Genomic DNA, 26,921 nt, shown 5'->3' with positions numbered 1-26,921 from the left:
TTGCCGCGCAGTGGGAGTATCTGAGCAGGCGTTGTGCGCACGCCGCAAGCACAGCAGTTACAGGGAGTGGGGGCGAGGATGCCGGAGGCGATCCGCATCGACCCGACGTCAAAGGTTGCCCCGTATGAGCAGATACGGGCGGCGGTGGCCAACGCGGCCGCCAAAGGCGAACTTCCGGTCGGCTACAAACTGCCGACCGTGCGCGCATTGGCCGAGTCGCTCTCCGTCGCAGTGAACACGGTGGCGCGCGCCTACCGCGAGCTCGAGCAGGCCGGCGTGGTCGAGACCCGCGGCCGCTCGGGCACCTACGTCGCCGCCGACGGCGACGTCCAGCGCGCCGAGGCCGTAGCGGCCGCGCGCGGCTATGCCGAGGTGATCGCCAAGCTCGGGCTCGACCGCAACGAGGCCCTCGACATCGTCCGCGCCGCCCTGCGCGGCTGAGCCGCCCGCGGCCCCATCCGCGGGTGATCCCGGCGAACCTGCGGAAATGCCGTGATCGGGCCCCGGATCACGGCATTTCCGCAGGTTCGTTGCCGTATACGGCGCGGGCAAGGCAGCCCAGTCGACCCGTGTCCGCGTGCAGGGCGCAAAACGACCCCGTGCCCGCACGGTGGCGGGCACGGGGTCGCGGTCGAGGTGCGCGGGTTGGCCGGTCAGCTCGCGAAATCGAGCAGCTGCTGGGCTCGGCTGGGGTGGCGCAGCTTCGACAGGGACTGCTTCTCGAGTTGCCTGATGCGTTCGCGGGTCAGGCCGAGATGTTTGCCGATCTCGTCGAGTGTGCGCGGACGCCCGTCCATCAGGCCGAACCGCAGCGACATTATGGTCGCCTCGCGCGGTTCGAGGTCTTCCAGCGCCCGGCGGAGCTGGTCGGCCATGAGCTGGCGGTCGACCACCTCGGAGGCCTCGGAGGCGTCGATGTCCTCGATGAGGTCGCCGATACGGGTTTCGCCGTCTTCGCCGATGGTGGAGTCGAGGCTGATGGGCTGGCGGGTGACGCGCAGCAGCTCCTCGATCTGGGTCGGGGTTTTGTCCAGCTCCTTGGCCAGTTCGTCGGGAGTGGGTTCGCGCCCCAGGGTCTGGTGCATGTCCCGCTCCAGCCGGCTGACCTTGCTGAGCAGCTCCAGCACGTGCACGGGCAGCCGGATGGTGCGCGCCGAGTCGGCGAATCCGCGCTGTATTGCCTGGCGGATCCACCACATGGCGTAGGTGGAGAACTTGAAGCCCTTGGTGTAGTCGAACTTCTCAACGGCCCGGATGAGGCCGAGGTTGCCCTCCTGCACCACGTCCAGCAGCGACATACCGCGGTCGCTGTACTTCTTGGCGACCGACACGACCAGGCGCAGGTTCGCCTCGAGCATGTGCTGTTTGGCGCGCCGGCCGTCCTCAGCGATCTCGGTGAGGTCGGCGTGTTCGGTTTCGCTGAGCTCCTCGGGCCCGGGGGAGTCCTCGATGGTGCCCAGCCGGTACTCGGCATAGAGGCCGGCCTCTATACGCTTGGCGAGGTCGACCTCCTCCTCGGCTGTGAGGAGCTGGCGCCGGCCGATCGCCTTGAGGTAGGTATGGACGGAGTCGCCCATGGCCGGGGACTGGTCGTCGAGGTCGGCCTCGGGGCCCTCGGGCTCCTGGGGCCGAACACTTACCGCCGATTCGGTATCGTCGGCCTTGGCTGCCGCAGCCTCCTCGGGTGCGGTGTCGAGCGCCGCTTCGAGCGCGTCGTCTTCAGCATCGGCGTCGACGGACTCCACCGTTGCGGCGTCGCCGCCCCCGTTGGCGAGCCGCACACCGGCATCGGCGAGTTCGCGCAGGATGGAACGGCCGTCGGCCGGGCTGATTCCTGCCGCGGAGAATGCGGCACGGAGCTCCCCAAGGGACAGGTGTCCCTGGGAGCGCCCCCGGGTGATCAGTTCGTCCAGCGACGCGGACGCCACATCCTTGCCGTCTGCGGTCTCCGCCACCGTGGGAGAAGTGGCTAGGGCAGTGCGCGACATGAAGGCACCTCCCTCCCTTCCAAGACGTCAGGCGCGTGGCGGTTAAGGAGTCCGCCGTGTTCGCACGCCACTATGTCTAACGTGTCAGAGAGTCAAATGTTCCCGGTCTCGATTAGATCTCGCGGGACGTGGTCTAGGTCACTGCCGAAAAAGGGTGTGTGGCGGTCTGGTGAGCGGGTACGACGGCATGCGACGCATCGCCGGGGCGGCACTGCGGCCCCGGCACTGCGGAGCCGTTCGTTCCGCACCGCCGACCTCCTTCGCGGGGGTAGGGACCCGGTGCCTTGGTAGACGCGCTTACGGCGTGGGAAGTTCCCCCGATGGGCGGATTCCGTTACCGAATGATCCCGGTCATTGATCATCCTGCCCATGGGCGGCCTCGTCAATCGCGCTGCTGAGCGGCGCGGCGCAAGGCCGCCAGATCGGGTTTTCCCGAGGCCAGCAGCGGCATGCGGGCGCGGATTTCCAGTTCGCGCGGCGCCGCATAACGCGGCAGCCGTTCGCCCACCCGCGCACGGATTTCCTCCAGGCCGGGCGGCGCAGCGGGGTCGGCCGGCACCACCACCGCCACCACCCGCTCGCCCCATTCGGGATCGGGGCGGCCCACCACCGCGGCCTCGGCGACCGACTCCAGCCCGGTCACCAGCGCCGCAACCTCGCCGGGGACCACCTTGTGCCCGCCGGTGTTGATCACGTCGTCCAGCCGGCCGCGCACCACCAGCCGACCCTCGCCGTCCCAGCGGCCGAGGTCGCTGGTGCGCATCCACCGCGTGCCGTCCGCGGAGCGCACCAGGTGCTCGGCGGTCGCCCCAGGGGCCAGGCGGTACCCGGCGAACACCACGTCGCCGCCCAGCAGGATCCGGCCGTCGGGTTCGATGCGGACCTGCACGCCCTCCAGCGGCTCGCCGTCGTAAACGCACCCGCCGCAGGTCTCGCTCATGCCGTAGGTGGTGACGACGCGCCCGCCGGCGGCGCGCGCCGCGCTCAGCAGCTCCTGGTGGGCGGCCGCACCGCCCACCAGGATCGTGCCGAAGCGCGACAGGTCGGCGCCCGCGGCCAGCAGCCGGTGGAGCTGGGTGGGCACCAGCGAGACGTGGGGGCGGTGGCGGGCGGCGGTGCGCATCGCCGAGTCGGGGTCGAACTCTTCGACGAGCGGTTCGGTGCCGGCGGCCAGGGCGCGCGCCAGCACCAGCAGCCCGGAGATGTGGGCGTGGGGCAGCGCGCACAGCCACCGGTCGCCCTCGGCGGCCCCGATCCGCCGCAGTGAGGCGTGCGCGGAGGCCTGCAGGGCCGCCGCAGGCAGTTCCACGCCCTTGGGTGTGCCGGTCGAACCGGAGGTGGCGATGGTCAGCGCGATGTCGTCGCCGGTCGGACGGGCCCCGTCCAGCGGTGTGACGCCCTCGGGGGTGCGCAGCGACGCCGGCCGCATCGCCTCGATGACGGCGTCCCGGCGGGGACGCGGTGCGGCGGGGTCGAGAGGCAGCAGCGCGGGGCCGTGTCCGCGGAGGGACTCGCTGAGCAGTTCGGTGAGGTGGGCGGGCTCCAGGCCCAGCACCGCCTGCAGGGGTCGGTTCGCCACGCCTCCCGAGCTTAGGGCGTTTCCACCTGGCCTCTCACCCCGCCCACCCCGCGAAACCCGGCACCGGGGTCGTGCACCGGTGGCCGGGTGAGCGATTAGGGTTGGCCATCGACGGATTCCGGGGGCGGTGGGCCGCAGCGGACCACCCGGGCCGCCCCGGCCCCGGCTCCGGTTGGATCATGCAGCGAAGGAGATGACGGCAGTCGTGAGTGGCGTGCAGTGGCAGCGGTCGGGTGAGTACACCGACATCATCTACGAGACCGCCGAGGGGATCGCCAAGATCACGATCAATCGGCCCGAGCGCCACAACGCGTTCCGGCCGCAGACGCTCTTCGAGCTCCAGAGCGCCTTCAACGCCGCCCGCGACGACTCCGATGTCGGTGTGATCATTTTCACGGGCGCCGGGGACCAGGCATTCTGCTCCGGCGGCGACCAGAAGATCCGCGGAGACGACGGCTACATGGGCGACGACGCGGTGGCGCGCCAGGGCATCGGCCGGCTCAATGTGCTGGACCTGCAGGTGCAGATCCGCCGCCTGCCCAAGCCGGTCGTGTGCATGGTCGCCGGGTGGGCGATCGGCGGCGGCAACGTGCTGCAGGTTTGCTGCGACCTGACCATCGCCGCCGACAACGCCAAGTTCGGCCAGACCGGCCCCAAGGTCGGCTCGTTCGACGGCGGGTACGGCTCGTGGCTGCTGGCCGAGACCGTGGGCCTGAAGAAGGCCCGCGAGATCTGGTACCTGTGCCGGCAGTACTCGGCCGAAGAGGCGCGGGACATGGGCATGGTCAACACCGTCGTGCCGCTGGAGCGCCTGGAGGAGGAGACCGTCTCCTGGGCGCGGGAAATGCTGGAGAAGTCCCCGCTGGCCCTGCGCATGGTCAAGGGCGCCATCAACGCGGTCAGCGACGGCGCGGCCGGTATGCAGCAGTTCGCCGGCGACGCGACAATGCTCTACTACATGAGCGACGAGGCCCAAGAGGGCCGCGAAGCCTTCAAGGAGAAGCGCAGCCCGGACTTCGACCGGTTCCCGCGCCGGCCCTGACACCGCCGCCGGCCACCCGCTGCCGCGGTCCGCACAGGACCGGAGCGCGCTCCTGCCCGTGCGGATAACGGGGCTGGCCGTCCAACCGGTCGGCCGCCGCCCGCCCCGGGCGGGTCCGGCAGGGTCCGGCGCGGCAAATCGACCAATGAGCCGGGGCACCGGCGCCGCCGGGTGGCGCAGGGCGTCCGCGTGCAGGCGGGAGCGGGAGACGGTAGTGGGCCCAAGTGACATCGCCGAGGCGCGCGCTTTTGCCGTGCCGATGCGCACCCGGTTCCGCGGCACGGACGTGCGCGAAGGGCTCCTGGTGCGCGGCGCGGCCGGATGGGGCGAGTTCTCGCCGTTTCCCGAGTACGGGCCGGGCGAGTGCGCCCGCTGGTGGGCGGCCTGCCGCGAGGCCGCCGTTGCGGGCTGGCCCGCACCGGTGCGCGAGCGGATCCCCGTCAACGTCACCGTGCCCGCGGTGGGCCCCGAACACGCTGCCCGCATCGTCGCCGAGGGCGGCTGCACCACCGCCAAGGTGAAGGTAGCCGAGCCCGGGCAACCGCCCGCCGAGGACATCGCGCGGGTCGAGGCGGTGCGCGGAGCCATCGGCCCGGCCGGGCGCGTACGCGTCGACGCCAACGGCGCCTGGGACGCCGACACGGCGGTGCGGATGCTGGCCGAGCTGGCGCGCTTCGATCTGGAGTACGCCGAACAGCCCTGCGCCACCCTGGAGGAACTGGCCCTGGTGCGGCGCCGGAGCGGGGTTCCGGTGGCCGCCGACGAGTCGATCCGCCGCGCGCAGGACCCGCTGCGGGTGCGGGCCGCCGGTGCCGCCGACATCGTCGTGCTGAAAGTGCAGCCGCTGGGCGGCGTGCGTGCCGCCCTGGACGTCGCTGAGGCCTGCGGGCTGCCGGTGGTGGTCTCCAGCGCCGTGGAGACCTCCGTGGGGCTGGCCGCCGGTGTCGCGCTGGCGGCGGCGCTGCCCGAACTGCCCTACGCCTGCGGATTGGCGACCATGCACCTGCTCGGCGGCGACGTCACCGCCGAACCGCTGGCCGCCGAGGACGGTTGGCTGCCGGTGCGCCGCCCCGGGGTCGACGAGACCCGGCTCGCCGCGGTCGAGGCCGACGCCGGCCCGTGGCTGCGCCGCGCCGAGGCCGCCCGCCGCGCGGGCGAGCGGGCCGCCGCCGGCGGGGATATCGCCGGCGCTGACCGTCAAGGGCGGGCGCGTGATGGTTGACCGTGTTTTTCCGCGGTATCGGTTGAACGCGTGAGATCGGGTAGGTCCCCTGAGAGAACCGAAAGCGGGTGTGCCGCGCCGCCGGGAGGGGGATGGGCGTGCCGGCGCCCGAACCGCCGCGGCGCGCGCACGGCGATCCCGGTCACACTCTGGGGGTTTTCCCGGCATGCCGGACGTTTGCCGGCCCATTGTCCGTTGTAGATCGCGGGTTGGGGCCGGTGCTTGCCGGTGGGCGGTGCCGATGCCGGCGCGGTACCGCTGTGCGCGGGCGCGGATATCGCCCGCCCGCTGCGCCCGGGCGGAGCCGGCCCTCGGACACAGGTCCATCCGTACTGCGGTCCAGCGACCCCGTCGAAGCTTGTACATACGTGACGAACTAGAGAGACCGCATGAACCCGTCTACCGCTCTGGCGCGCGTCCTCGTCGACGAACTGGCCCGCTGCGGGCTGAACGAGGCCGTCGTGGCGCCGGGGTCGCGTTCCACACCGCTGGCGCTGGCCTTGGCCGCGCACCCGAACGTGCGGGTACACGTCCGTATCGACGAGCGGTCGGCGTCCTTCCTCGCCGTGGGGCTGGCCCGCACGCACCGGCGCCCGGTCGCGCTGGTGTGCACCTCGGGTACCGCCGCGGCCAACTTCCACCCGGCGGTGCTGGAGGCCGACGAGAGCGGGGTGCCGCTGCTGGTCCTCACCGCCGACCGGCCGCCCGAACTGCGCGGCACCCGCGCCAACCAGACCGTGGACCAGATCGGCCTGTTCGGCTCGGCCGTGCGGCTGTTCACCGAGGTGGGCACGCCCGACCGCGTGCCGGGGATGGTGGCCTACTGGCGCTCGCTGGCCTGCCGCGCCTGGGCGGCCGCGGGCGCGGCGTGGCCCGGGCCCGTACATCTCAACCTGGCCTTCCGCGACCCGCTGGTGCCCGAGATCCCGTTGCCGGAGCAGCAGCAGGACGCGGACGACACCGGGTCCGCCGCCGACTTCGCGGCGGCCGCTCTGGCCAACGCCGTCTGGCCCGAGCCGCTGACCGGCCGCGGTTCGGGGCGGCCGTGGACCGAACGGCTGGCCGCCCCCGCCGAACCGGAGCCCGTGGAGCTGCCGCCCATCGAGCGCGGAGTCATCGTCTGCGGCGACGGCGACTACGACCCCATCCCTTACCTGGCGCTGGCGGCGGCGACCGGCTGGCCGCTGCTGGCCGAACCCACATCCAACGCGCGCAGGGCCGAAGCGGTCTCGTCTTACCGACACCTGCTCGCCTCGCAGCGGTTCCTCGCCGAACACCGGCCCGAACTGGTGGTCAGCGTCGGACGCCCCGGGCTGTCCCGGCAGATGCTGGACTACCTCCGCAGCGCCGATCGGCATGTCGCGGTGGGCGGCGAGCACGACTTCGCCGACCCGGTGCGCACCGCCACCGACGTGGTCCCGGCGGTGGCCGCCGCCGCCACCGCCCGGCCCGACACCGCCTGGGCGCGCTCCTGGCAGGACGCCGAGCACCGGGCGCGCTTTGCCATCGACCGGGTCCTCGACTCCGAGCACGCCCTCAGCGAGGTGCGGCTGGCCCGCGACCTCGCCGCGCAGATGTCGAACGGATCGCTGCTGTTCGCCGGGTCGAGCATGCCCATCCGCGACCTGGACGCGGCCATGCACGCCCGCTGCGGCGCGCGGATCATGGGCAACCGCGGGGTCAGCGGCATCGACGGTACTGTCTCCGCGGCCGTGGGCGCGGCGCTGGCCCACCAGAGCGAAGGCGGAGGGGGCGCCTATGCGCTGCTGGGGGACCTGGCACTGCTGCACGACCAGAACGGCCTGGTGCTGGGACCGGGCGAACCGCGGCCGAACCTGGCGGTGGTGGTGGTCAACAACGACGGCGGCGGTATCTTCTCCGGCTTGGAGCAGGCGGGCCACCCCAGATTCGAGCGGCTGTTCGGCACCCCGCACGGGATGTCGATGGAGCGCGTCGCCCACATGGCCGACGTGCCCTATACCCGCCTGGAATGGGCCGGCGACCTGCCCAAGGCGCTGCTGGGCGAAGGGCTGCGCCTGGTCGAGGTGCGCACCGACCGCGCCGACTCGGCGGCCCTGCGCCGCATGCTCCAGCACGCGGTCGACTCCGCGCTGGAGGATTGACCGGCGCCCGCCCGTTCGCGGGGCGCCCGGCGGTGCGCGGTCCGGGCGTGCGGCGCCCCAGCCGCCCCAGCCGCTGCAGCCCCTGCGGCCTGCTGCTAGCTTGCGGATATGCGTTACCTGCGGCATATCACCGATGTGAGTACCTGGAGCGGCGGGCAAGGGCCGATCGCGCCGGATTCCCTGCGCAGCGAAGGGTTCGTACACGCCGCGCCGGATGATGCGGCGGTGCTGGCCGTTGCCAACGCCATCTACACCGGGGCGGCCGAAACCCAGGTCGTCCTCATCATCGACTCCGGCAGGCTCGCTGCGGAGGTCCGCTGGGAGGCCGCTGCGCCCGCGCCGCCCCCGGGAATGCCGCCCGACACGCTGTTCCCGCACATCTACGGGCCGATCGAGCGCGAGGCGGTGATAGGTGTCCGCTATCTGCGCCGCGATCCGCAGGGGGCGTTCGTCTCGGTGGAACAGCGCGGTGCCACCGCTGACCTGCTGGACCTGCTGCCCCATCCCGAAGGCGGCTGGTACCGCCAGACCTGGACGACCCGGGCCGAGGTGTCTCCGCCCGGCTACCCGGGTGCGCGCGCCACTGCCACCGGCATCCACTTCCTGCTCAACCCGGGGGAGGCCTCGCGCTGGCACCGGGTGCGCTCCGACGAAATGTGGGTTTTCAACCGCGGCGGGCCGCTCAAACTGTCCTTCGGCGGCACCGGCGACCGGCCCGAGGCAGACTCCTGGCAGACCCTGGGCCCATACATCGAGGCGGGCCACGTGCTTCAGGCCCTCATCCCTGCGGGCACCTGGCAGGCGGCGCGCCCGCTCACCTCGGAGGAGGCGCTGGTGAGCTGCTTCGTCTCGCCCGGCTTCGACTTCGCCGACTTCGAGGCCGTCGCAGACGAGTTCTGACCGAGCCGCCGCGGCCGTTGCCGCCGCCTTCGGGGCCGGGCCCCGGAGAGCCCGGCCCCGAAGGCGGCGCCGGAGCTCAGCCGCTCAGCGCCGTGCGCATCACCTGCAGTTTGGACTCGGACTCGGCCACCTCGGAGGCAGGGTCGGAGTCGGCGACGATGCCGCATCCGGCGAACAGCCGGGCGCGGCGGCCCTCGACCTGTGCACAGCGCAGCGCGATGCCCCACTCGCCGTTTCCGGCGCCGTCGATCCAGCCGACCGGGCCGGCGTAGCGCCCCCGGTCCATGCCCTCCAGCTCGCGGATCACCTGCATGGCCGCAGCCGTGGGCGTGCCGCCGACGGCTGCGGTGGGGTGCATGGCCGCCACCGCATCCAGGGTGGATACTCCCGGACGCAGGCGGGCCCGGGCGGGCGAGGCGAGGTGCTGGACATTGGCCAGCCGCAGCAGCTCCGGCCGCTCGGGTGCCCGCACCGAATCGCACAGCGGGGCCAGGGCCACCCGCAGCGACTCGATCGCATAGCGGTGCTCTTCGTTGTCCTTGGCCGATTCCTGCAGGTCGCGGGCGAGGCGCTGGTCCTCGGCCGGGTCTGAGCCGCGCGGGCGGGTACCTGCCAGCACCAGCGAGCTGATCTCGTCGCCCTCGCGGCGCAGCAGCAGCTCCGGGGTGGCACCGACCATTCCGTCGACGGAGAACGTGTAGCAGTCGGGGTAGTCGCGGGCCAGCCGCGACAGCAGCGTGCGCGGGTCGATGCCGTTTTCGGCGGCGGCGACCACATCGCGGGCCATGACGACCTTGCCCAGTTCCTCCGGCCCGCTGCGGCCGGGTCCGCCGCCGCGGATGCGCTCGACCGCCGCGGCCACGGCCCGGTGCCATTCCTCGGCGGTGAGCGCGCCCGGCTCCCAAGACAGCGGTCCCACGGGCGCCGGCGGCGGTTCGGTGCCGAGCAGCGTGTCCGGGGCGCCATCGGCGCCGCCGCCGGCCGCGGCCGTGGTGATCCAGCAGCGTCCGCCGCGGCGCCCGACGATCACGCGCGGCACGATGAGCACCGACCCGGCCGAGCCGGGGTCGAAGGTGAAGCCGCCGAAGGCCACCGGCCCTGTTCCCGGCAGGCCGACCTCGTCCTGCACGCTGGTGCGCGCGGTCAGTTTTTGCAAGGCCCGCGCCGCCGCGGAGAAGCGCCCGGTGCCGTCCGGTGCGGATGCGGGCTCGGCCGGGAGTTCCACCCGTGCGGCCTCACCCCAGCCGACCAGCCCTTCGCCGTGGCGCAACCAGGCCAGCGGGGCGGTAGCGGGCAGGTGCGCGATCAGGTCCGGAGCCTGCTCCAACGGAACCGTGCGCACGGTCAAGGGCGGCTGCTCGTCCAAGGCTGGGTTCACAGCCACTCATCCTAAAAGCCGCAAACTTCCGATTGGGCGTCGGGGCCGACGTTCCTCCCACCCGGCGCGCGGCGCGCCCGGGGGCCGCCGTGCGGCGTTCGCCACTGATTTCGCCGACCGGGCCGCACCGGTCAATGCGGACCCGTATCCTTATCCAGAATGTTGTAAAAACGTATTAACTGCGAGGTAAACCGACACATGCGACGGCTGCTGCTCAGTGCGGCGGCCATGGCCACGACAGTGCCCCTGCTGGGCGCCTGCGTGCCGTGGTCCGCGTCAGGGCCCGAACAGGGAACCCCCTCCTCGCCCGCGGCGCAGGGCGCCCGGCCCATCCCCGAAAACTGCACCGGTACCGCCGACGGGAACTCCGCCAAACGGCAGATGCGCGGCGCCTGGATCGCCTCCGTCCGCAACATCGACTGGCCGTCCGAATCCGGACTCGGCAAGGACGAGCAGCAGCAGGAACTGCGCGACATGCTCGACCGCGCCGCCTCTCTGGGCCTGAACACGGTGTTCCTGCACGTGCGCCCCACCGCCGACGCACTCTACGCCTCCGACAAGGAACCCTGGGCGCGCTACCTCACCGGCGAGCAGGGCGGCGACCCCGGCTACGACCCGCTGAAGTTCGCCGTCGATGCGGCCCACCGGCGCGGCATCGAACTGCACGCCTGGTTCAACCCCTACCGTGTCGGCTGGAAGGACCCCGACCTGGAGAACCTCGCCCCCGACCACCCCGCCCGCCGGCACCCCGACTGGCTCATCGAATACGCCGACCAGGGCTATTTCGACCCGGGCAACCCCGACGTGCGCGAATGGGTCAGCGACGTGGTCCTGGACGTGGTCCAGCGCTACGACATCGACGGAGTGCACTTCGACGACTACTTCTACCCCTACCCCGCCGAGGGCGAGAAGTTCGACGACGACCGCAGCTGGCAGCGCCACGGCGACGGCTTCGACAGCCGCGCCGACTGGCGGCGCGACAACGTCGACACCCTCATCGCCGAGGTCCACGAGCGCATCGAGCAGACCAAGCCCTGGGTGCGGTTCGGGATCTCCCCCTTCGGTATCTGGCGCAACGCCGCAAGCGACCCCGCCGGATCCGAGACCGAAGGGCTGGAGTCCTACAGCGCCCAGTACGCCGACACCCGCGCCTGGATCCGGCAGGGCACCGTCGACTACATCGTGCCGCAGCTCTACTGGCCGCGCGGCTACGGCATCGCCGACTACGCCAAGCTCGTGCCCTGGTGGTCCGAACAGGTCGCCGGCACCGGGGTGGACCTCTACATCGGCCAGGCCGCCTACCGGGTCGGCGAAGACGGCTGGCGCGGCGCCGACGCGCTCTCCCGCCAACTCGACCTCAACGCCGAACACGCCGAGGTCGGCGGCGACGTCTACTTCTCCATCTCCGACCTCACCGGCCGGGCGGAGAAGGCAATGGCCGACGTCGGCGAACAGCACTACCGGCACGCCGCACTTCCGCCCGCCGCCGACCCCGCCGGCTCCGCCGAGAACAGCCCGCCCGCCGCGGTGACCGGGCTCACCGCGCAACGCACGCAGAACGACACGGTGCGGCTGAGCTGGGAGGGCGTAAAGGAGGCGCGCTTCTACGCCGTCTACCGGGTGCCCGGCAAGGGCAACGACCCCTGCGACCTCGCCGACCCCGCCAATCTGGTCGCGGTGACCGGCGGCGAGCAGTCGGCCTTCACCGACACCGCCCCCGCCGACGGGCCGGTCCGCTACCACGTGACCGCGCTGGACGACTACCGCACCGAAAGCGCCCCCGGACCGGCCGCCCGGCTCTCGCCCGGATAGCCGGCACCGCCGGCCCGGCGCTGCGCCCGCACCGGTAGCGTGTAGCGGCGCAGCGGGGCGGGAGCAGCGGCCGACGCCCCCTGCGGCCGGTACCGGCCGCAGGGGTGACGCAGCGAAATGTCCGAGCGGGCGGCCATCCTGGAAGGGGCGGCCGCACCGTTCGGGTCCGTCCGGAGCCGCCGCGGCCCAGCGCCCGCGGCCCCCGGTCACCGGCCGTCCGCCGCCTGCGCCGCCCCGAGCGCGCCCGCCACGCCCCCCGCCACAGCGGCCGAACGAAGGAGCCAGGTTGACGCCGATCCGCCTGCCCGAGCACCTGGAGCTGCTTCTCACCGACGAACCGGTGCTGGACGTCTACTCCTACGGCCCCTGGCGGGTGCCCGACGGACTCGTCGACGAGCTGATCGGGCGCATCGGCAAGCTCATGGACGACCCCCGGGCCGAGCCCTTCCGACCCGGCTCCGGCGGCATGCGCGACCGCTTCGCCAACGAGGCACTGCAGCAGGTGATCATGCTTTCCGGCGGGCTTCGGGTCAACGCCGGCGCCTACGCCCGCCTGCCCGCGATCCTGACCGCCGAGTACCTGGCCAACTCCAACACCGCCAAGGACCCGACCCAGTGGATCTTCGACAACCTGCGCCTGCCCCCGTCCTATGAGCTGTTCGAGGCGGCCGCCGACCGCGAGCAGCGCGAAACCGCCCTCGACCTCGTCCGCGAGCTTCTCGAAGCGGTCGAGGGCATCACCCCGTGGGAGGACCGCCGCGAGCAGATCCTGCGGATGCACCGGCAGCGGGCCGCCGACCCCGGAAAACACGAGAACGACCTCACCGGTAAGCCGCGGGACCTGCGCAAAGACTGGCGGGACGGCGCCGACGACGACATGCTCGCCGCCATGCCCGAACTCGCCCCGCCCGCCGACTTCCTGCAGTGGGCCTACACCGGCTTCGCCGCCGCGCACAAGCGCATCGCCGCTGCGGCCCACGACATCCCCGACCACGAGGACGTGGTCACCGACCTGTGCCTGGGCCTGAAACTGCCCACCCTGCCGCCCATCGCCAGCGTCATCCTGGACGACGACGCATTCGGCGAACAGGTCGAGCGTTTCGACGACCACCGCCAGTCCTTCCACCAGGGCACCTGGAGCCGCCGGGCGCGCACGTGGCTCTGGCAGGCGACACTGGCCGGCGAGATCGACGCCGTACGCACCTGGCTGGACATGGGCACCCGCTGCGCCAGCGCACTGGCCTCAAGCGAGGACAGCGTGCTGCAGAAACCGGCGGTGGCCATCCCGCTGCCCGTGGTCGGGTTCCAGCAGGACCTGCACCGCTTCGGCCGCCCGCCGCGGCGGGCGCTCGCGGCGGCCCCTACCGCACTGCCGGCCGGCAGCGACGGCGGCACCGGGGATGCCGAGGCCCCCGGCTCGGGCGGCGAGGACTCCGCCGAGCGGGCGCTGGCCGAACTCGACGCGCTGATCGGCCTGGAACCGGTGAAGGGCGAGATCCGGGCCTGCGCCCAAGAGGCCCGCGCCGAACGCATGCGCACCGAAGCCGGGGTCGACATCACCCCGCCCGCCCGCCACATGGTCTTCATGGGCAACCCCGGAACCGCGAAATCCACCGTCGCCCGGATCCTGGGCACGGTCTATGCCGGACTGGGCGCGCTCACCTCGGGCCACGTCGTCGAGGTCGGCCGCGCCGACCTGGTCGGCGACTCCCTAAGCCAGACCCCCGGCCGCGTCGAACAGGTCGTCAAAAACGCCCTGGGCGGGGTGCTGCTCATCGACGAAGCCCACACCCTCACCGAGTCCGACGCCGGCCGCGGGCTGGGCGGCGATGCGATCACCGCGCTGCTCAAGCACATGCAGGAACACCCCGCCGAGTTGGCTGTGGTGCTGGCCGGCCCGACACGCGACATCGGCCGGTTCCTGGCGGCCAACCCGCGCCTGGCCGCCCGTCTGCCCCGCCGGCTGGAGTTCGCCGACTACACCGGCGCCGAACTCACCGGTATTTTCGCCGCCGCGGCCACCGGTGCCGGCTTCACGCTGGGCGAGGGCGCGCTGCAGGCGGCCGATCACGTGCTGCGCAAGACCGCGCGCGGTCCCTCGTTCGGCAACGCCCGCGCCGCACGCGGCCTCGCGGAACGAGCCGCCTCGCTGCAGGCCCGCCGGGTCGCCGCACTGGCCGAGGCCCCCGGCGCCGACGAGTTGCGGCTGCTGCTGCCCGCCGACATCCCCGAGTCCACCGCCCAGCGCACCGGCGCCACCCCGGGCCCCTCCGCCCTGCCCGCAGCGCCGGCCGCTGCGCCGGGCGGCGCAGGCCCCGCCTCCCAGGGCGGCGGCGAGCCGGCCGGCCCCGGAGAATCCGGAGAAGGCGCCGAACCCGGCGAGCCGGCCGACCCCGGCGGGCCGACGATGCGCGAACTCGACAAGCTGGTGGGGCTGGCCACCGTCAAACGCGAGATCTCGCTGTTCGCCGCCGAGGCCCGCGCCGAGCGGCTGCGCGAGGCCGCCGGGACCCTGGTGGCGGCGCCCGCCCGCCACATGGTGTTCATGGGCAACCCGGGCACCGCCAAGACCACGGTGGCCCGGCTGCTCGGCGCCGTCTACGCCGACCTGGGCCTGCTGGCGTCCGGGCACCTGATCGAGGTGGGCCGCGCCGATCTCGTGGCCGAGTACATCGGCCAGACCGCCCCGCGCGTGGAGAAGGTCGTGCGCACCGCCGTCGGCGGCGTGCTGTTCATCGACGAGGCCTACACCCTCACCGAGTCCGGCTCCGGCAACGACTTCGGGCACGAGGCCGTCGCCACCCTGCTCAAGCTCATGGAGGACCACCGCGACGACCTCGTGGTCGTGGTCGCCGGCTACGAGGAGCAGATGGGCCGGTTTCTGGCCTCCAACCCCGGTGTCGCCTCGCGGTTCCCGCGCCACCTGCGCTTCCCCGATTACACCGAGGACGAGCTGGCCGAGATCTTCGCGGCCATGGCCGCCGAGGCCGGGCTGTCGGTGGGTGCCGATACCGCGGCCCGGGTGCGCCACGTGCTGCGGGCGGCGCCGCGCGACGGTTCCTTCGGCAACGCCCGGCTGGTACGCAACCTGCTGGAGCGCGCCACGGCACTCCAGTCCAGGCGCATCACCGAGAGCGGCGACGGCGGTGCCGCCGCGTTGGGCGAGCTGCGTCCGATCGACATTCCGGTCACCGCCAGCGCCCGCGTGGGTACCGCACTGCCCGGCGAACCGCTGGCCGGGCTGGAGGAACTCGTGGGCCACGAGCCGGTCAAGCGCGAGGTCCGGGCGCTGGAGGCCCGCGCCCGGGTAGAGGAGGCCCGCCGCAACGCCGGCGTGCACGCCGCCGCCTCGCCCGGCCACATGGCCTTCACCGGCAACCCGGGCACCGCCAAGACAACGGTGGCGACACTGCTGGGCGCGGTCTACGGCCACCGCGGCCTGCTCAGCTCCGGCCACTTCGTGCGCGCCGAACCGCACGAGCTCACCGCTCCGGCCGCCGACCGCGGTGCCGCGGTGGAGTCCGCTGTCACCGGAGCCCTGGGCGGGGTGCTGTACGTGCCCGACGCCCACCGGCTGGGCGCGCACCGGCCCGGCGCGGCGCCGGCGGCCGAAACCGTTGAGGCGCTGGCCCGCCGGATGGCCGAGCACCGCCACGACCTCGTCGTCGTCCTCGCGGGCGGACGCGAGGAGCTGGACGCCTTCCTCAGCGCCCACCCCGACCTGGCGGCCCTGGTGGCCCGGCGGCTCCACTTCGCCGACTACACCGACGAGGAGTTGGCGGCCATCGTCGCCGAGCGCGCCCGCGAGGCCGGGTTCGCGCCCGCACCGGATGTGGCCGCGGCCGTGCGGACCTGCCTGGCCCGCACCACCCGCTCCTCGGCCCCTGCCAACGGCCTGCTGGCCGAGGCGGTGTTCGAACAGGCCGCCGCCAACCAGGCGGCGCGGCTGGCCGCGAGCGGCCGCACAGACCCCGAGGCGCTGCGCGAGCTGACCGCCGCCGACGTACCGGCCACCGCCCAAGGGCGCGGCCCTGAGGACAGCCGGCCCGGCCAGTACCTGTGAACCGCGGGCGGGCGCCGGACAAGCGCCGCACAGGCGGCTCTCAGGCGGCCGTGCGGCGCCCGGCGGTTCCGGTCCTCGTATTCGGACACGAAATCGGCGCTGCGGATGACTGGGCGCTGCCCGCGCGGTTAGAAACCTCTACACAGGCGCGGCTGCGCGGCGCTGCAGGCAGTTCACCAACACACCGCGAGCGGCGAGGAGGGTGCGATGTCCCTGCGTGAGAATGAGCGGCGGATCCTCGCCGAGATCGAGGACGCACTGGCCAAAGACGATCCCGACCTCGACGGGCACCTGAGGAGCTTCGGCGGCGACGACCCGTCGATGGGCGAGGACGATCGGCCGGGGCGCTGGCTGCTGTGGCTGCTCATCGGGGTGGCCACGCTGGTGCTGTGCGCCATGCTGGCCGGCCTCTACTTCAGCGCACCCGTACAGGGCACGGCGCCCGCCCAGCCTTCGACGGGTGTGAACCAGCCGGGCGAGGTCAGCCAGACCAAGTAGGCCGGGTAGGGGCGCAGCTGCCGCAATACCGTACCGCCGGGCCGGGGCCGGGGCCGGGGCCGGCGCAGCGGCGCTCCGGCCGCCGCACGGTCGGCGGCGGCCGGAGCGGGCCGGTACTGCGGCAAGGCGGAGGTGCGGGCCGCCGGGCGGTGCCCGGTGCGGCCGCACCGCTTCTGCGGCATCCTGCAGTGCCGCCGGGAGCACCCGGACACCGGCCCGGACAGCAGCGCCCACCGGGCTGCACCGCCGCCACAGGGCGTTCAGGGCGCTGTGCAGACCCGCTGGGACCGTTGCAAGCCCGCTACAGGGCGTCAAGGAGCGACTTGGCGAGCGGTGCGGCCGCACCGCCGCCGCTCTTGCCGTCCTCGACGATGACCGCGAACGCGAGGTCGAGGCCTTCCTCATAGCCGATGAACCAGCCGTGCGCCGGCAGTTCCCCGCTTTCGTCGGGCGTGCCGAACTCGGCGGTGCCGCTCTTGCCGTGCACCTCGCCGGTGAAACCCGCGTTGCTGGCCGTGCCCTCGGTGACCACCGCACGCATCATGGCGCTCAGGTTCTGCGCGTTGTCGATGGGCTTGGGCTCGGGGCGGTCGGCCGGCGCAGGCTCGGTCACCAGCATCGGCGGGCGCCACGAGCCGTCGGCCACGGCCGCGGGAACCGAGGCCATGTGCAGCGGCGAGGTCAGCACCTTGCCCTGGCCGATGCTGGAAGCGGTCAGCAGGCTGACGTCCTCAGGCTTGGGCAGCGACGGCTTGAACACCGGCAGCCCGCTGTGCAGGTCGGAGTTGAACCCGAAACGCTCGGCGCTGTTGAGCAGTGCCGAGCCGTCCAACCGGTTGGCGACCTCCTGCACCAGCGCGGTGTTGCACGAGGTGGCGAAGGCCTCGGTGACCGACTGGGCACCGTAGGCGGCGTCGCCGGCGTTCTTGTAGGTGCGCCCGCCCACCTCGGCGGTCTTGGGGCAGTTCATCTGGGCGTCCATGCCCATCCCCGAGCTCAGCAGCGCGTTGTAGGAGATCACCTTGAACGTGGAGCCGGCCGGGTACTGGCCGTCCAGCGCGCGGTTGAACCCGCCGGGGACGTTGGCCGCGGCCAGCACTTCGCCGGTGGAGGGCCGGATCGCCACCATTGCGGTCGGCTTGGACTGGCCCGTGATCGCCTGGGCGGCGGCGTTCTGCACCGCGGGATCCAGGCTGAGCGTGACGTCCTTGCCGTCCTCGCCGCCGAGGGTGTCCGCGGTGGGCGCGTCCTCGGGCACGTCCTGGGGTGCCGTGCCGGCTTCGACGACGCGGATCGCGGTGGCCGCCTTGCCCGCCAAGCGCTCCTCGTAGGTGCTCTGCACCCCGCTCACACCCACCGGGTCGCCCAGATCGTAGGCCGGACCGAGATCGCCGATGTTGTCCTCGGTGGCGGTGCCGACAGCGCCGACGATCATCTGCACCGAGCCCGACGCCGCAGGGGTGTCCAACCGGGTGCCGTCGGCGGCGAGGACGTGGCCGCGCTCGCCCCATTCGCTGGTGCGCACGAGGGTCTGGCCCTTGCCCAGGTCGGGGTGCATCACGGCGGGGCTGAAGTCGACCTTCCACTCGCCGTCGGCCTGCACCAGGGGAAGCTCGCCGGAGTAGCTCCACTTGCCGGCGTTGCTCAGCGTGAACTCGGCGTCGAAGGGCACGGTGGCGCTGTCGCCGCTCTCCTCGACCTGGCCGGTGCTCACCTTGGCCTTGTCGATGCCGAGGTTCTCATCGAGAAGTTTCAGCGCTGCGGTGGCGTCGCCGCCGGTGGTGAGGCCGCCCATGTCCCCGTACTCCTGGGAGCTCCACGCCCGCGCGTAGGCGGTGGCGGCGTCTTCGGGGCCGGGCAGGTTGATGATGTACCAGGAGGCCCCGCCGCCGACGAGGGCGAGGACCACGGCGGCGCTGACGATGCCGATGACCAGGCCCTTGCGGGAGCGGCGCGGAGCGGCGCCGGGCGGAGGCTCGGCGCCGGGCGGGGGTTCGGCGCCGGGACCCGGGGGAGGTGCGGCGCCGGCCGCGGCGGCCCCCGAGCCGGAGTAGGAGTAGCCCGGGCCGGGCGGTTCGGGCGGGTCGGAGGTACCGCCGCGGGAGAACACCGCGCCGGACGGGGGAGTGGAGGCCGCAGCGGGCGGCTCCGGGACGGAGTACCGGGGGCCGGGGGCCGCGAAGGGGTCGGCGCCTGCGGTCTCGGGCGGTGGTGCTGCCGGGCCGGTTCCGGGGATGGAGTACGGCGAGGCCGGCGCCGCGGGCTGCCACGGTTCGGGACCGGCGGGCCCGCCGCCGGGGGTGTGCGGGGGTTGCGGAGGCGGTGCTGCGCCCGGCTCGGGGGAGTGCGCGTGGTCGCCGTGCCGCTCGGGCGGCACAGGGGGCGGGGCGGGATCGCCCGGCCCGGAGGGGCGCCGATCGTCGTCCACGGGGGGTCGTCCTTCCGAACAGCTCCGCCCCGCCTTCATGAGCAGAAGCGCGGGGCGGGAGAGAGAGGATGAGTGGCCGGTGTGGCGGTCGCCTCTCGGCGCGAGGCACAACGCGGCTCCGAAGTCCGCACGGTCGTCCGCCGGAGCGGGCGCCGTACGCGGTATTCCGCGAAGGCATTAGGTGAGGCCCGGGGGACACTTGCTACCACACCGACCACTGGCGACTGTAACCCATCACAGCCGTGCTGTGTTCCGGGTGGGCGGGGGGTGACGGCGGTAATCCACATCACACTGTCCCCGCCCTGCATCGGGATCGCACGGGCCCATGCCGCCGTGCATCCGCATCCGGGCCGGGTGCGGCCGGATGCGGATGCCGAACCGCCTGTTTCAGGCGTGCTCGTCAGCGCGGGCGATATGGGTCATGTCGGTGCGCGAGCGCACCTTGATCCGCTTGCGGCCGCGCGGATGTCCCAGGGACTCCTCGTGGGCCTCCAGGCGCTGCCAGCCCTCCCACGTCGTGTAGGCGACACCGCGATCGTCCAGCAGCCGCAGGAACGCCCCGGGGTCGGGCTCGGCCGCCGGGGCGAGGTTTTCGCGGTCGGCGACCAGGTTGGTGACGGTCTCCAGCGCGTCGCCCTTGGTGTGGCCGATGAGGCCGACCGGGCCGCGCTTGATCCATCCGGTGGTGTAGACGCCGGTGAGGGGCTGCTCGTCGAGGTCGAGCACCCGGCCGCCGTCGTTGGGGATGACGCCGCGTTCGTCGTCGAAGGGCAGGTCGGCGACCGGCGAGCCGAGGTAGCCCACGGCGCGGTAGACCGCCTGCACATCGTGGTCGATGAACTCGCCGGTGCCGCGGGCGCCGCCGTCGCCGGTCAGTTCCATGCGCTCGGTGCGCAGGCCGGTGACGCGGTCCTCGCCCAGCACCTCCACGGGGCGGTGCAGGAAGTGCAGGTGCAGCCGGCGCGGTTCGCCCCGCGGGTCGCGGATGGCCCAGTTCTGCAGGACCTTGACGTTGGTCTTGACGTGGTTGGACGACTCGATGGCGGCCATGCTGGCCTCGCACAGGTCGAAGTCCTCGGGGTCGACGATCACCTCGACGCCGGGCTGCTTGTCCAGCTCGCGCAGCTCCATCGGGGTGAACTTGGCCTGGGCGATACCGCGGCGCGCGAACACGTGCACGTCGGTGACCTGCTTGCCGGCCAGCCGCTGGTGGACGTCGTCGGGGATGTCGGTGTCGAGCAGGTCGTCGGCGTCCTTGGCAAGGATGCGGGCGACGTCGACGGCGACGTTGCCCGCGCCGACCACCGCCACGCTGGTGCCGTCGACCTGCCAGTCGGGGGCGGAGTCGGGGTGGCTGTCGTACCAGAAGACGAACTCGGCGGCGCCGTGGCAGCCCGGCAGGTCGACGCCCGGGATGTCCAGCGGGCGGTCGCGGTCGGAGCCGGTGGCGAAGATGACGGCGTCGTAGTGGCGGTGCAGGTCCTCAAGCTTGAGGTCGCGCCCGTAGTCGACGTTGCCCACGAAGCGGACCTCGGGCTTGTCCAGCACCTTGTGCAGGGCCTGCTGGATCTGCTTGATGCGCGGGTGGTCGGGTGCCACGCCGTAGCGGACCAGGCCGTAGGGCGCGGGGAGCCGGTCGAGGACGTCGATGCTGACCGGCGTGGCGTCCGCGGTCAGGGTGTCGTCCTTGGTCAGCAGGTCGGCCGCGTAAATTCCCGCGGGGCCGGACCCCACGATTCCCACACGCAGTGGTCGCGTCATTGGCACATCTCCATTGGTCGCGTCTGCTCGGGCGGGGCACTGCGTCCACCCGGGCACGCTGAACGAGGTTAGGCTAACCTAATAATACCTTCTGCGGATAAAGCCTACTAAACCGACTTTGAAGATAGACAACGCCCTCCGGGTCGCGGACAGCGGGGTGCACCTGTTCGACCCGGGTGCGTTCGCGCATCTCAGTGCGGTGTTCGCGCCCTGTTCAACAGCAACGCCGGTGGCGCTGCGTCTCAGCCGGGGGCGGCTGTGGATTACCTCACGTCGGGCGTGGGATGGGTCTCGCCGGGTGGTTTCGGCCACCTTGGCGGCCGCCCCCGGCCGCTAGCGATGACCATGCGGAAACGCCCATATCAGCTTTAATTCGGGCATTTCTGCACGTTCGGTGCGCCGGGTGGCCGACCGGGGTGGCCGGCCGACCAGCAGTGCGCTACCGCCGGCCCTTTTCTTTCCCGGAGCCGAGTTCGGCCTTGACCGAGGCCGCGTAGCGCGCCACCGACCGCTGGCCCGACAGGCGCTGGATCGCGGCCATGACGGCATCGGTGGCCGCTCGGCGGGAACGCGCCTTGTCCTGCTCGCCGATCCAGGCCGACAGGTCCACCGGAGGCCCGGCGCGGAGGCCGATCCGGCGCAGCGCCGGCACCTTGCGGCCGCGGGCCATGATGCGGTCGGTCCCGGCCAGCGCAACCGGAACCACCGGAGCGCCCGAGGCCAGAGCCAGCCACGCCATGCCGGTCTGCCCGCGGTAGAGGCGCCCATCAGGTGAGCGGGTGCCCTCTGGGAAGATCCCGAACGCCGCGCCGTTGCTGAGGACCTTCAGACTCTGCTCCATGGCCTCCTGGGAACTCTGCCCGGGGTTGCGGTCGACCGAAAGCTGTCCGATGGCGCGCAGCGCCCCGGTGAAGGCGCGCTGGGCGAGGTTGCCCTCGGCGAACAGTTCCCGCTTGGCGATGAAGGTCACCTGCCGCGGCACCGCGACCGCAATGAACAGCGGGTCGATGTTGGAGAGGTGGTTGGAGGCCAGGATCACCGGTCCCTGGGCGGGGATGTGGTGCAGGCCCTCCTCGCGCAGCGGCCAGATGCCTCTGGTGGCCGGCGCGATGACCGTCTTGGCGGCTCCGTACAGCTGCACGGCAGGTGTCCTCTTTCGGCTGCGGGGGCGCGGTTCCCGGTGCGGGACGGCGCGGACGCCACGCGGGCGCCACGCGGGCGCGGCGCGTGGGCCCGGGGCGGCCGGCAAGGTGCCGGCAGCACCGACTTTATCGGCCCGCCCCGGCGGCGGGCGCCCCAGGTCGCCCGGCCGGTGCGGGTACGGCCGGCAGGTGCCGGGTGAGCCCCGGCGCACAGGGCGGTGACGCAGGTCGCGGGCGCTGCGGCACGGCGGGCGGAGTGGCGCGGCGGTGCTCCCCCTACGATGGGGACCGTGCACGAGCAGGGCGCGGCGACCAGCGGTGGATCCGACGATCCGACCCCGAGCGAGCCCATCTGGAGTCCACCCACCCGCGTGCGCCCCAGCGTGGCCGAGCGCCCGCACCAGCGGGTCGACCTCAAGGCCCTGTTCGGGTTGGCTTCCGGCGGCTGGGCCTGGAGCACCGGCTTCAAAGCCGCCGTGGCGATGTCGGCCTCCTTTGCCGTGGCCGCCGCACTGTTCGGACCGCAGATCGGCACCCTGGCTGCGCTGGGGTCGATGACCGTCCTCTACGAGAAGGAAACCCCGTACCAGTACCGCGCCGTGGCACTGGCGCTGGTGGGCGTCGGTTTCGTCGCCTGCGTGACCGTGGGCTCGTTCAGCTCGCTCAATCCCTGGACCGGGGCGGTGGCCATCGGCGCGGTCGCCGGCGTGGCGACCTGGCTGTGCCAGGCGCTGCGCGTGGACAAGCCCGGCCCGCTGTTCTTCGTGCTGGTCTGCGCCATCTCCACCATCTCCCCGGGCGGGCTGGCCCAGGTGCCGGCGCACGCGCTGGTCGCCGCCGTGGGCGCGGGCGTCGGCTGGGCGGTGTCGATGTCGGAGGGCCTGGTACGCGGCCGCCACCCCGAGCACCGCGCCGTCGCCGACGCGTTCCGGCAGTTGGCGGCCCTGCTGCGGGCGATCGGAACCCCGCGCTTGGACCACGTCCAGCACGAGGCCTCGCTCGCGGTCGCCAAGGCTTGGCGGATCGTGCTGCTCAGCCAGACCCGCGGCTACCGCGACACCCCGGTGGCGGCGCGGCTGCGCGCCCTGCTGCGCTGGGTCTCCGACATCCACCTGGCCGCCACCGACGTCTCGCTGTCGCGCACCGACCGCCTGCCGGCGGTCGCCGCCGACTTCGCCGACGCGCTGGCGGAGTCCGTGGGCAAACCGGACCACGCCCCGGACGAGGGCGAACTCGACGAACTGCGCAAGGGACTGCGCCCCCGTTCGCTGGAAGGGCGCCTCTACAGCCGGCTCGCCCGGGCCGCACAGGCGGCTCGGCGCACCGAGCACGAGGTCGAGGGCCGCGGGCTCAAGCTGCACGACACCCGGTACCCGCCGCTGCTGGCGTCGCTGCGGTCCAGCCTGAGCCGCGGATCGCTCATCCGGCCGACGGCGCTGCGCATGGGCGTGACCGTGGCGCTGGCGGGGGTGGCCGGTCTGGCGCTGGGCATCGACCGCTTCTACTGGATCTCGATCACCACCACGTCGGTGCTGCAGGCCGGCAATGTCGTGCTGACCGTGAACCGCTCGCTGCAGCGCGCACTGGGCACGCTGGTCGGCGTCATCATCGGTGCCCTGCTGCTGAGCGTGCAGATGCCGCTGGCCGCGACCATCGCGCTGGCGGCGGGTTTCATGGGACTCACCCAGCTCGTCGTGCCGCGCAACTTTTTCTACGCCAGCATTTTCATGACCCCCATGGCGCTGTTCCTGGCCCACACCGCGGCCCCCAACCCGGCCGAGCAGCTCGCCGAAGCGCGCCTCATCGACACCGTGCTGGGGTCGGTGGCGGGGATGGTCGGTGCGCTGCTGCTGTGGCGGCGCTCCTCGGCGGCGCAGCTGCCGCAGACCATCGTCGAGGTGCTGGAGGCCACGCGCACCGCCGTGCTGCAGGTGCTCGACCCCGAGGTCGAACTCGATCCCGAGCGCACCTACCAACTGCGCCGCGACCTGCGGTCGGCCCTGGTCAGCCTGCGCGGCGTCTACGACAGCGCCATCGGCGACGTCCCGCGCGCCAACACGACCCAGCCGCTGTGGCCGGTGGTCGTGGCGGCGCAGCGCACCGGGTATCTGGCGCTGTCGGCACTGGCCCTGGAAAAGCCGCCGCCCGCATCGCAGATCACGCTGCAGCGGTTGGACCTGGCCTTCGACGAGCTGATCGCCGCCCTGCAAGAGCGGCGGGTGCCCCGATTGGGCGCCCTGCCCCGGTTGGTCGACTATCCGCGCATCAACATGGAGCTGCGGGCGCTGTCGTCGTCCATGCGCACCGCGGTCGCCGAGGACATGCGCAGCGCCGAACGCGAACAGGAACGCCGCGCACAGCGCGAGCGCCGCCGGGCCCAGGAGGAGGTCGACGCCGACCTGTGAGCCGGGCGGGCCGGTGCGGCGGCACCCCCGGCCGGGCCGCCCGGGCCCGCCCGAAACCCGAGCGGAAAACCCGGAACGGCGAGCCCGGCGGCAGCGGCCCGGCGGATCAGCCGGTGTTCACTCCACTACTCCACAACGGCGAAGGCGCGGATCGGGAACGTGGCCAGACCGCGGATCTTGACCGGAACGGCGAAGAAGGTGAATCCGGTCGCGGGCAGCCGGTCCAGCAGGCACAGGTGCTCGACCACGGGGATCCCGGCGGCGAGCAGCAGCGAGTGCGCCGGGCGCGACCCCTGGCTCTGCGGCGAGGTGTCGTCGATGTTCACCGAGTCGATACCCACCAGCGCGGCGCCCGCGTCGGCCAGGGCCCGGGCCGCATCAGCGGCCAGGTACGGGTGCTCGGCCGAGCCGTACTGCTCCGAGCGCCAGTGCCGGTCCCACCCGGTGCGCACCAGGACCGCCCGGCCCGCCACGTCCACCCCCTTCACGGCCTCCGCGGTGATCGCGCGCTCACCGCTGCCGCGGGCGTCGATCACCGCGCCGGGCAGGTTGGCCACCTTCTCCAGCTCCAGGTCGGCCAGATCGGCGCCGTCCCGGTAGCGGTGTGCCGGAGTGTCCAGGTAGGTCCCGGTATTGGAGACGAGGGAGATCCGGCCGATGGTGAACTCGGTGCCCTGGGCGTAGGTGGCCTGCGACTCCTCGAAGGACAAGTGGTCCTCGATGACCGGCCCCGGCAGCCCGGGGTAGGTGGTCATGCCGGCCGCGATCTGGTGGCTGACGTCGACCAGTTGCGTCATTACTCCGCCCTCTTCTCTGCACGTCCCGGGGTCGCTGTCCCCGAAAGCGGGGACAGAGGTCTAGACCACGAACCCTATCGGTTGCAGCACCCGCCGCCAGGGGTGTCCCCGCATTTTCGGCCTTTGCGGCGGGATGCGGTGGTAACCCCCGACGCCACAGGAGCCGCTTCCCACGGGCGCCCACCGTGTATCGGCCGGGCGCTGCGGAAGTGCGGTGACAGCGCGCCGGTTATGTCGGGTTCCCGGTGGTGATCATGTAGAAATGCCGGTCCCAGCGTTGAAATCCGGGCATTTCTGCAGGGTCGGTGCGCCGCCCGCCCCTGCCGCCTGCGGTGGGAGCGGTAAAGGCCGCCCAGCGGACCCCTGCCGGGTGGCCCGGCCCCTAACGCACTGGCCGCCATGACCCGGCGAGCGGAAGCAGCGGGGATCCGCTCCGGACCGCTAATGGGCCGGATCCGAGGGCGCCGCCTCCGATCCGGGCCCGGCACCCTGCGGCTCCTCGTCCCGCCGCGCTGCCGCCGCCTCCGGCGCGCCCTGCCCGCGGAGGCGTTTGAGGTCGGCCAGGGCTTCGTCCAGTTGCGACTCCGCGCGTTCGGCGCGGTGCAGCGCTTGGGCGCGGGCGTCGTCGACGGCGGCCAGCCGTGCCGCGGCGTCCTGTTTGGCGGCGGCGAGGGTGTCGGCGGCCGCGGCCTGCTGGCGGGCGAGTTCGGTGCGGTGGTGGGTGCGCTCCTCTTCGGCGGCGCTGCGCGCGTGCTCCAGCGACTCGGCGAGCCGGTCGCGCTCGGCCGACAGCTCGCCGACACGGCCGCGCAGGTCAGCGCCTTCGGCCTCGGCGCGCTCGGCCCGCCTGTCCGCGTCGCCGGCCCGCCGCTCCGCCTCCTCGGCGCGCTGCTGCGCGCCGTCCGCGCGCCGGGCGGCATCCTCAGCGGCCCGTTCTTCCTCGGTGAGCCGTGCGCGCAGTTCCTCCGCCTCGGTGCGCGCACTCTCGCGCACCCGGGCGAGCTCGGCCTCGGCCCGCTGCCGTTCGGCGGCGATGCGCTCGGCGGCCTCCTGCTGGGCGGCGTCGACGCGGCGCTGGGCCGCTGCGAGCCCGGCCTCGTACTCCGCGTGGGCGGCTTCGCGTTCGGCGCGGGCGCGCGACGCGTCGCCGGCGGCGCGGTCGCGTTCGGCAAGGGCGGTTTCGCGCCGGGCGATGGCTTCGTCGGCCATCCGCTCCGCAGCGCCCGCGGCCGAGACCGCCGAAGCCGCCGCATCCTCGGCGGTGCCGCGCGCCTGGTCTGCGGCGCGGCGGCGGTTGTCGGCCGCCAACCGGGCCGAGTCCGCCTCGGCCACCCGGCGGGCGGCGTCGATGCGGGCCGCCTCCACCTGCGCTTCGACACTGGCCGGATCGGTCATGTCCGCGAAGGCCTCGCGGGCCGAACCCAGGGTGGTGGAGAGCTGCTCGACCTGTACCGAGAAACGGGTCAGCAGGTCCTCGGCGCGCACCCGCGCCTCGGTAACGGGGGCGGCGGCAATGCCGGGAGTAGCCGCAGAAGCACCCGCGCCCGGCGCGCCCGCTGCGGCGCCGCCCGGGTCGGGCGCTGAAGACCCCGGATCGCCGCTGGGCTGCTCCGCGGCTTCGCGCTCCAACTCCTGCTCCAGCCGCTGGCGCTCGCGCCAGGCGCGCCACCGGGTGTGCTCGGGCAGGTCGCAGTACTGCGACGGCCGCCCCGGCGCGGAACTGCGCGGCACGGAGCGGGAACAGCCGGGAAAGTTGCAGGTGTTCGCGTCGGTTGCTGCCACG

General features: G+C 73.1%; 17 protein-coding genes. 9 read left to right on the top strand and 8 right to left on the bottom strand.

Annotated features, from left to right (window positions below):
* Positions 1–78: 78 nt before the first annotated feature.
* Positions 79–441 (top strand): GntR family transcriptional regulator, encoded by a 363-nt coding sequence (locus tag ACYVD5_RS25505; protein ID WP_461003687.1) that lies wholly within the window; start codon positions 79–81, stop codon positions 439–441.
* Between the two features lie 212 nt (positions 442–653).
* Here ACYVD5_RS25505 and ACYVD5_RS25500 read toward each other — a convergent pair whose 3' ends face one another.
* Both ACYVD5_RS25500 and ACYVD5_RS25495 read right to left on the bottom strand, forming a co-directional pair.
* Entirely contained in the window at positions 654–1,988 is a 1,335-nt protein-coding gene (locus ACYVD5_RS25500; protein ID WP_461003686.1) for an RNA polymerase sigma factor, read from the bottom strand.
* 382 nt (positions 1,989–2,370) lie between these two features.
* The gene (locus ACYVD5_RS25495) at positions 2,371–3,567 is read right to left on the bottom strand and encodes an AMP-binding protein (RefSeq protein ID WP_461003685.1); all 1,197 of its coding nucleotides are present in this window, start codon (positions 3,565–3,567) and stop codon (positions 2,371–2,373) included.
* A gap of 193 nt (positions 3,568–3,760) precedes the next feature.
* Here ACYVD5_RS25495 and menB point away from each other — a divergent pair, with 193 nt between their 5' ends.
* The 4 genes from menB (at position 3,761) to ACYVD5_RS25475 (ending at position 8,854) form a co-directional block, all read left to right on the top strand.
* Positions 3,761–4,609, top strand: coding sequence for a 1,4-dihydroxy-2-naphthoyl-CoA synthase (gene menB / locus ACYVD5_RS25490; protein ID WP_461003684.1), 849 nt, complete (start codon positions 3,761–3,763; stop codon positions 4,607–4,609).
* A 214-nt stretch (positions 4,610–4,823) separates the two neighbouring features.
* Positions 4,824–5,831, top strand: coding sequence for an o-succinylbenzoate synthase (locus tag ACYVD5_RS25485; protein WP_461003683.1), 1,008 nt, complete (start codon positions 4,824–4,826; stop codon positions 5,829–5,831).
* Positions 5,832–6,220: 389 nt separating this feature from the next.
* Positions 6,221–7,954, top strand: coding sequence for a 2-succinyl-5-enolpyruvyl-6-hydroxy-3-cyclohexene-1-carboxylic-acid synthase (gene menD, locus ACYVD5_RS25480; RefSeq protein ID WP_461003682.1), 1,734 nt, complete (start codon positions 6,221–6,223; stop codon positions 7,952–7,954).
* Positions 7,955–8,062: 108 nt separating this feature from the next.
* Entirely contained in the window at positions 8,063–8,854 is a 792-nt protein-coding gene (locus tag ACYVD5_RS25475) for a cupin domain-containing protein (protein ID WP_461003681.1), read from the top strand.
* Between the two features lie 76 nt (positions 8,855–8,930).
* On the opposite strand, the gene ACYVD5_RS25470 is transcribed toward ACYVD5_RS25475, so the two are convergent.
* The gene (locus ACYVD5_RS25470) at positions 8,931–10,232 is read right to left on the bottom strand and encodes an isochorismate synthase (protein ID WP_461003680.1); all 1,302 of its coding nucleotides are present in this window, start codon (positions 10,230–10,232) and stop codon (positions 8,931–8,933) included.
* Between the two features lie 198 nt (positions 10,233–10,430).
* Between ACYVD5_RS25470 and ACYVD5_RS25465 the strand changes: the two genes are divergently transcribed.
* The 3 genes from ACYVD5_RS25465 (at position 10,431) to ACYVD5_RS25455 (ending at position 16,605) form a co-directional block, all read left to right on the top strand.
* Complete coding sequence (locus tag ACYVD5_RS25465; protein WP_461003679.1) at positions 10,431–12,044, top strand: glycoside hydrolase family 10 protein; 1,614 nt, start codon at positions 10,431–10,433, stop codon at positions 12,042–12,044.
* Between the two features lie 286 nt (positions 12,045–12,330).
* Positions 12,331–16,107, top strand: a complete 3,777-nt coding sequence (locus ACYVD5_RS25460) for an AAA family ATPase (protein ID WP_461003678.1) — start codon at positions 12,331–12,333, stop codon at positions 16,105–16,107.
* Positions 16,108–16,314: 207 nt separating this feature from the next.
* Positions 16,315–16,605: a DUF3040 domain-containing protein gene (locus ACYVD5_RS25455; RefSeq protein WP_461003677.1), complete on the top strand. Its 291-nt coding sequence runs from the start codon at positions 16,315–16,317 to the stop codon at positions 16,603–16,605.
* Between the two features lie 301 nt (positions 16,606–16,906).
* On the opposite strand, the gene ACYVD5_RS25450 is transcribed toward ACYVD5_RS25455, so the two are convergent.
* The 3 genes from ACYVD5_RS25450 to ACYVD5_RS25440 form a co-directional block, all read right to left on the bottom strand.
* Entirely contained in the window at positions 16,907–19,033 is a 2,127-nt protein-coding gene (locus tag ACYVD5_RS25450) for a penicillin-binding transpeptidase domain-containing protein (protein ID WP_461003676.1), read from the bottom strand.
* Positions 19,034–19,420: 387 nt separating this feature from the next.
* On the bottom strand, positions 19,421–20,776 hold the full coding sequence (locus tag ACYVD5_RS25445; RefSeq protein WP_461003719.1) for an FAD-dependent oxidoreductase: 1,356 nt from the start codon (positions 20,774–20,776) through the stop codon (positions 19,421–19,423).
* A gap of 457 nt (positions 20,777–21,233) precedes the next feature.
* Positions 21,234–21,935, bottom strand: coding sequence for a lysophospholipid acyltransferase family protein (locus tag ACYVD5_RS25440; RefSeq protein ID WP_461003675.1), 702 nt, complete (start codon positions 21,933–21,935; stop codon positions 21,234–21,236).
* Between the two features lie 282 nt (positions 21,936–22,217).
* Here ACYVD5_RS25440 and ACYVD5_RS25435 point away from each other — a divergent pair, with 282 nt between their 5' ends.
* The gene (locus tag ACYVD5_RS25435) at positions 22,218–24,341 is read left to right on the top strand and encodes an FUSC family protein (RefSeq protein WP_461003674.1); all 2,124 of its coding nucleotides are present in this window, start codon (positions 22,218–22,220) and stop codon (positions 24,339–24,341) included.
* 125 nt (positions 24,342–24,466) lie between these two features.
* On the opposite strand, the gene ACYVD5_RS25430 is transcribed toward ACYVD5_RS25435, so the two are convergent.
* Together ACYVD5_RS25430 and ACYVD5_RS25425 are read right to left on the bottom strand one after the other, a co-directional pair.
* Entirely contained in the window at positions 24,467–25,138 is a 672-nt protein-coding gene (locus ACYVD5_RS25430) for a cyclase family protein (protein ID WP_461003673.1), read from the bottom strand.
* A 441-nt stretch (positions 25,139–25,579) separates the two neighbouring features.
* Positions 25,580–26,920, bottom strand: a complete 1,341-nt coding sequence (locus tag ACYVD5_RS25425; RefSeq protein ID WP_461003672.1) for a hypothetical protein — start codon at positions 26,918–26,920, stop codon at positions 25,580–25,582.
* Position 26,921 lies beyond the last annotated feature (1 nt).

It is taken from the genome of Streptomonospora sediminis (assembly GCF_054778995.1).
Note: the sequence above shows the minus strand (reverse complement) of the source record. Positions and strands in the feature narration are given on the sequence as shown.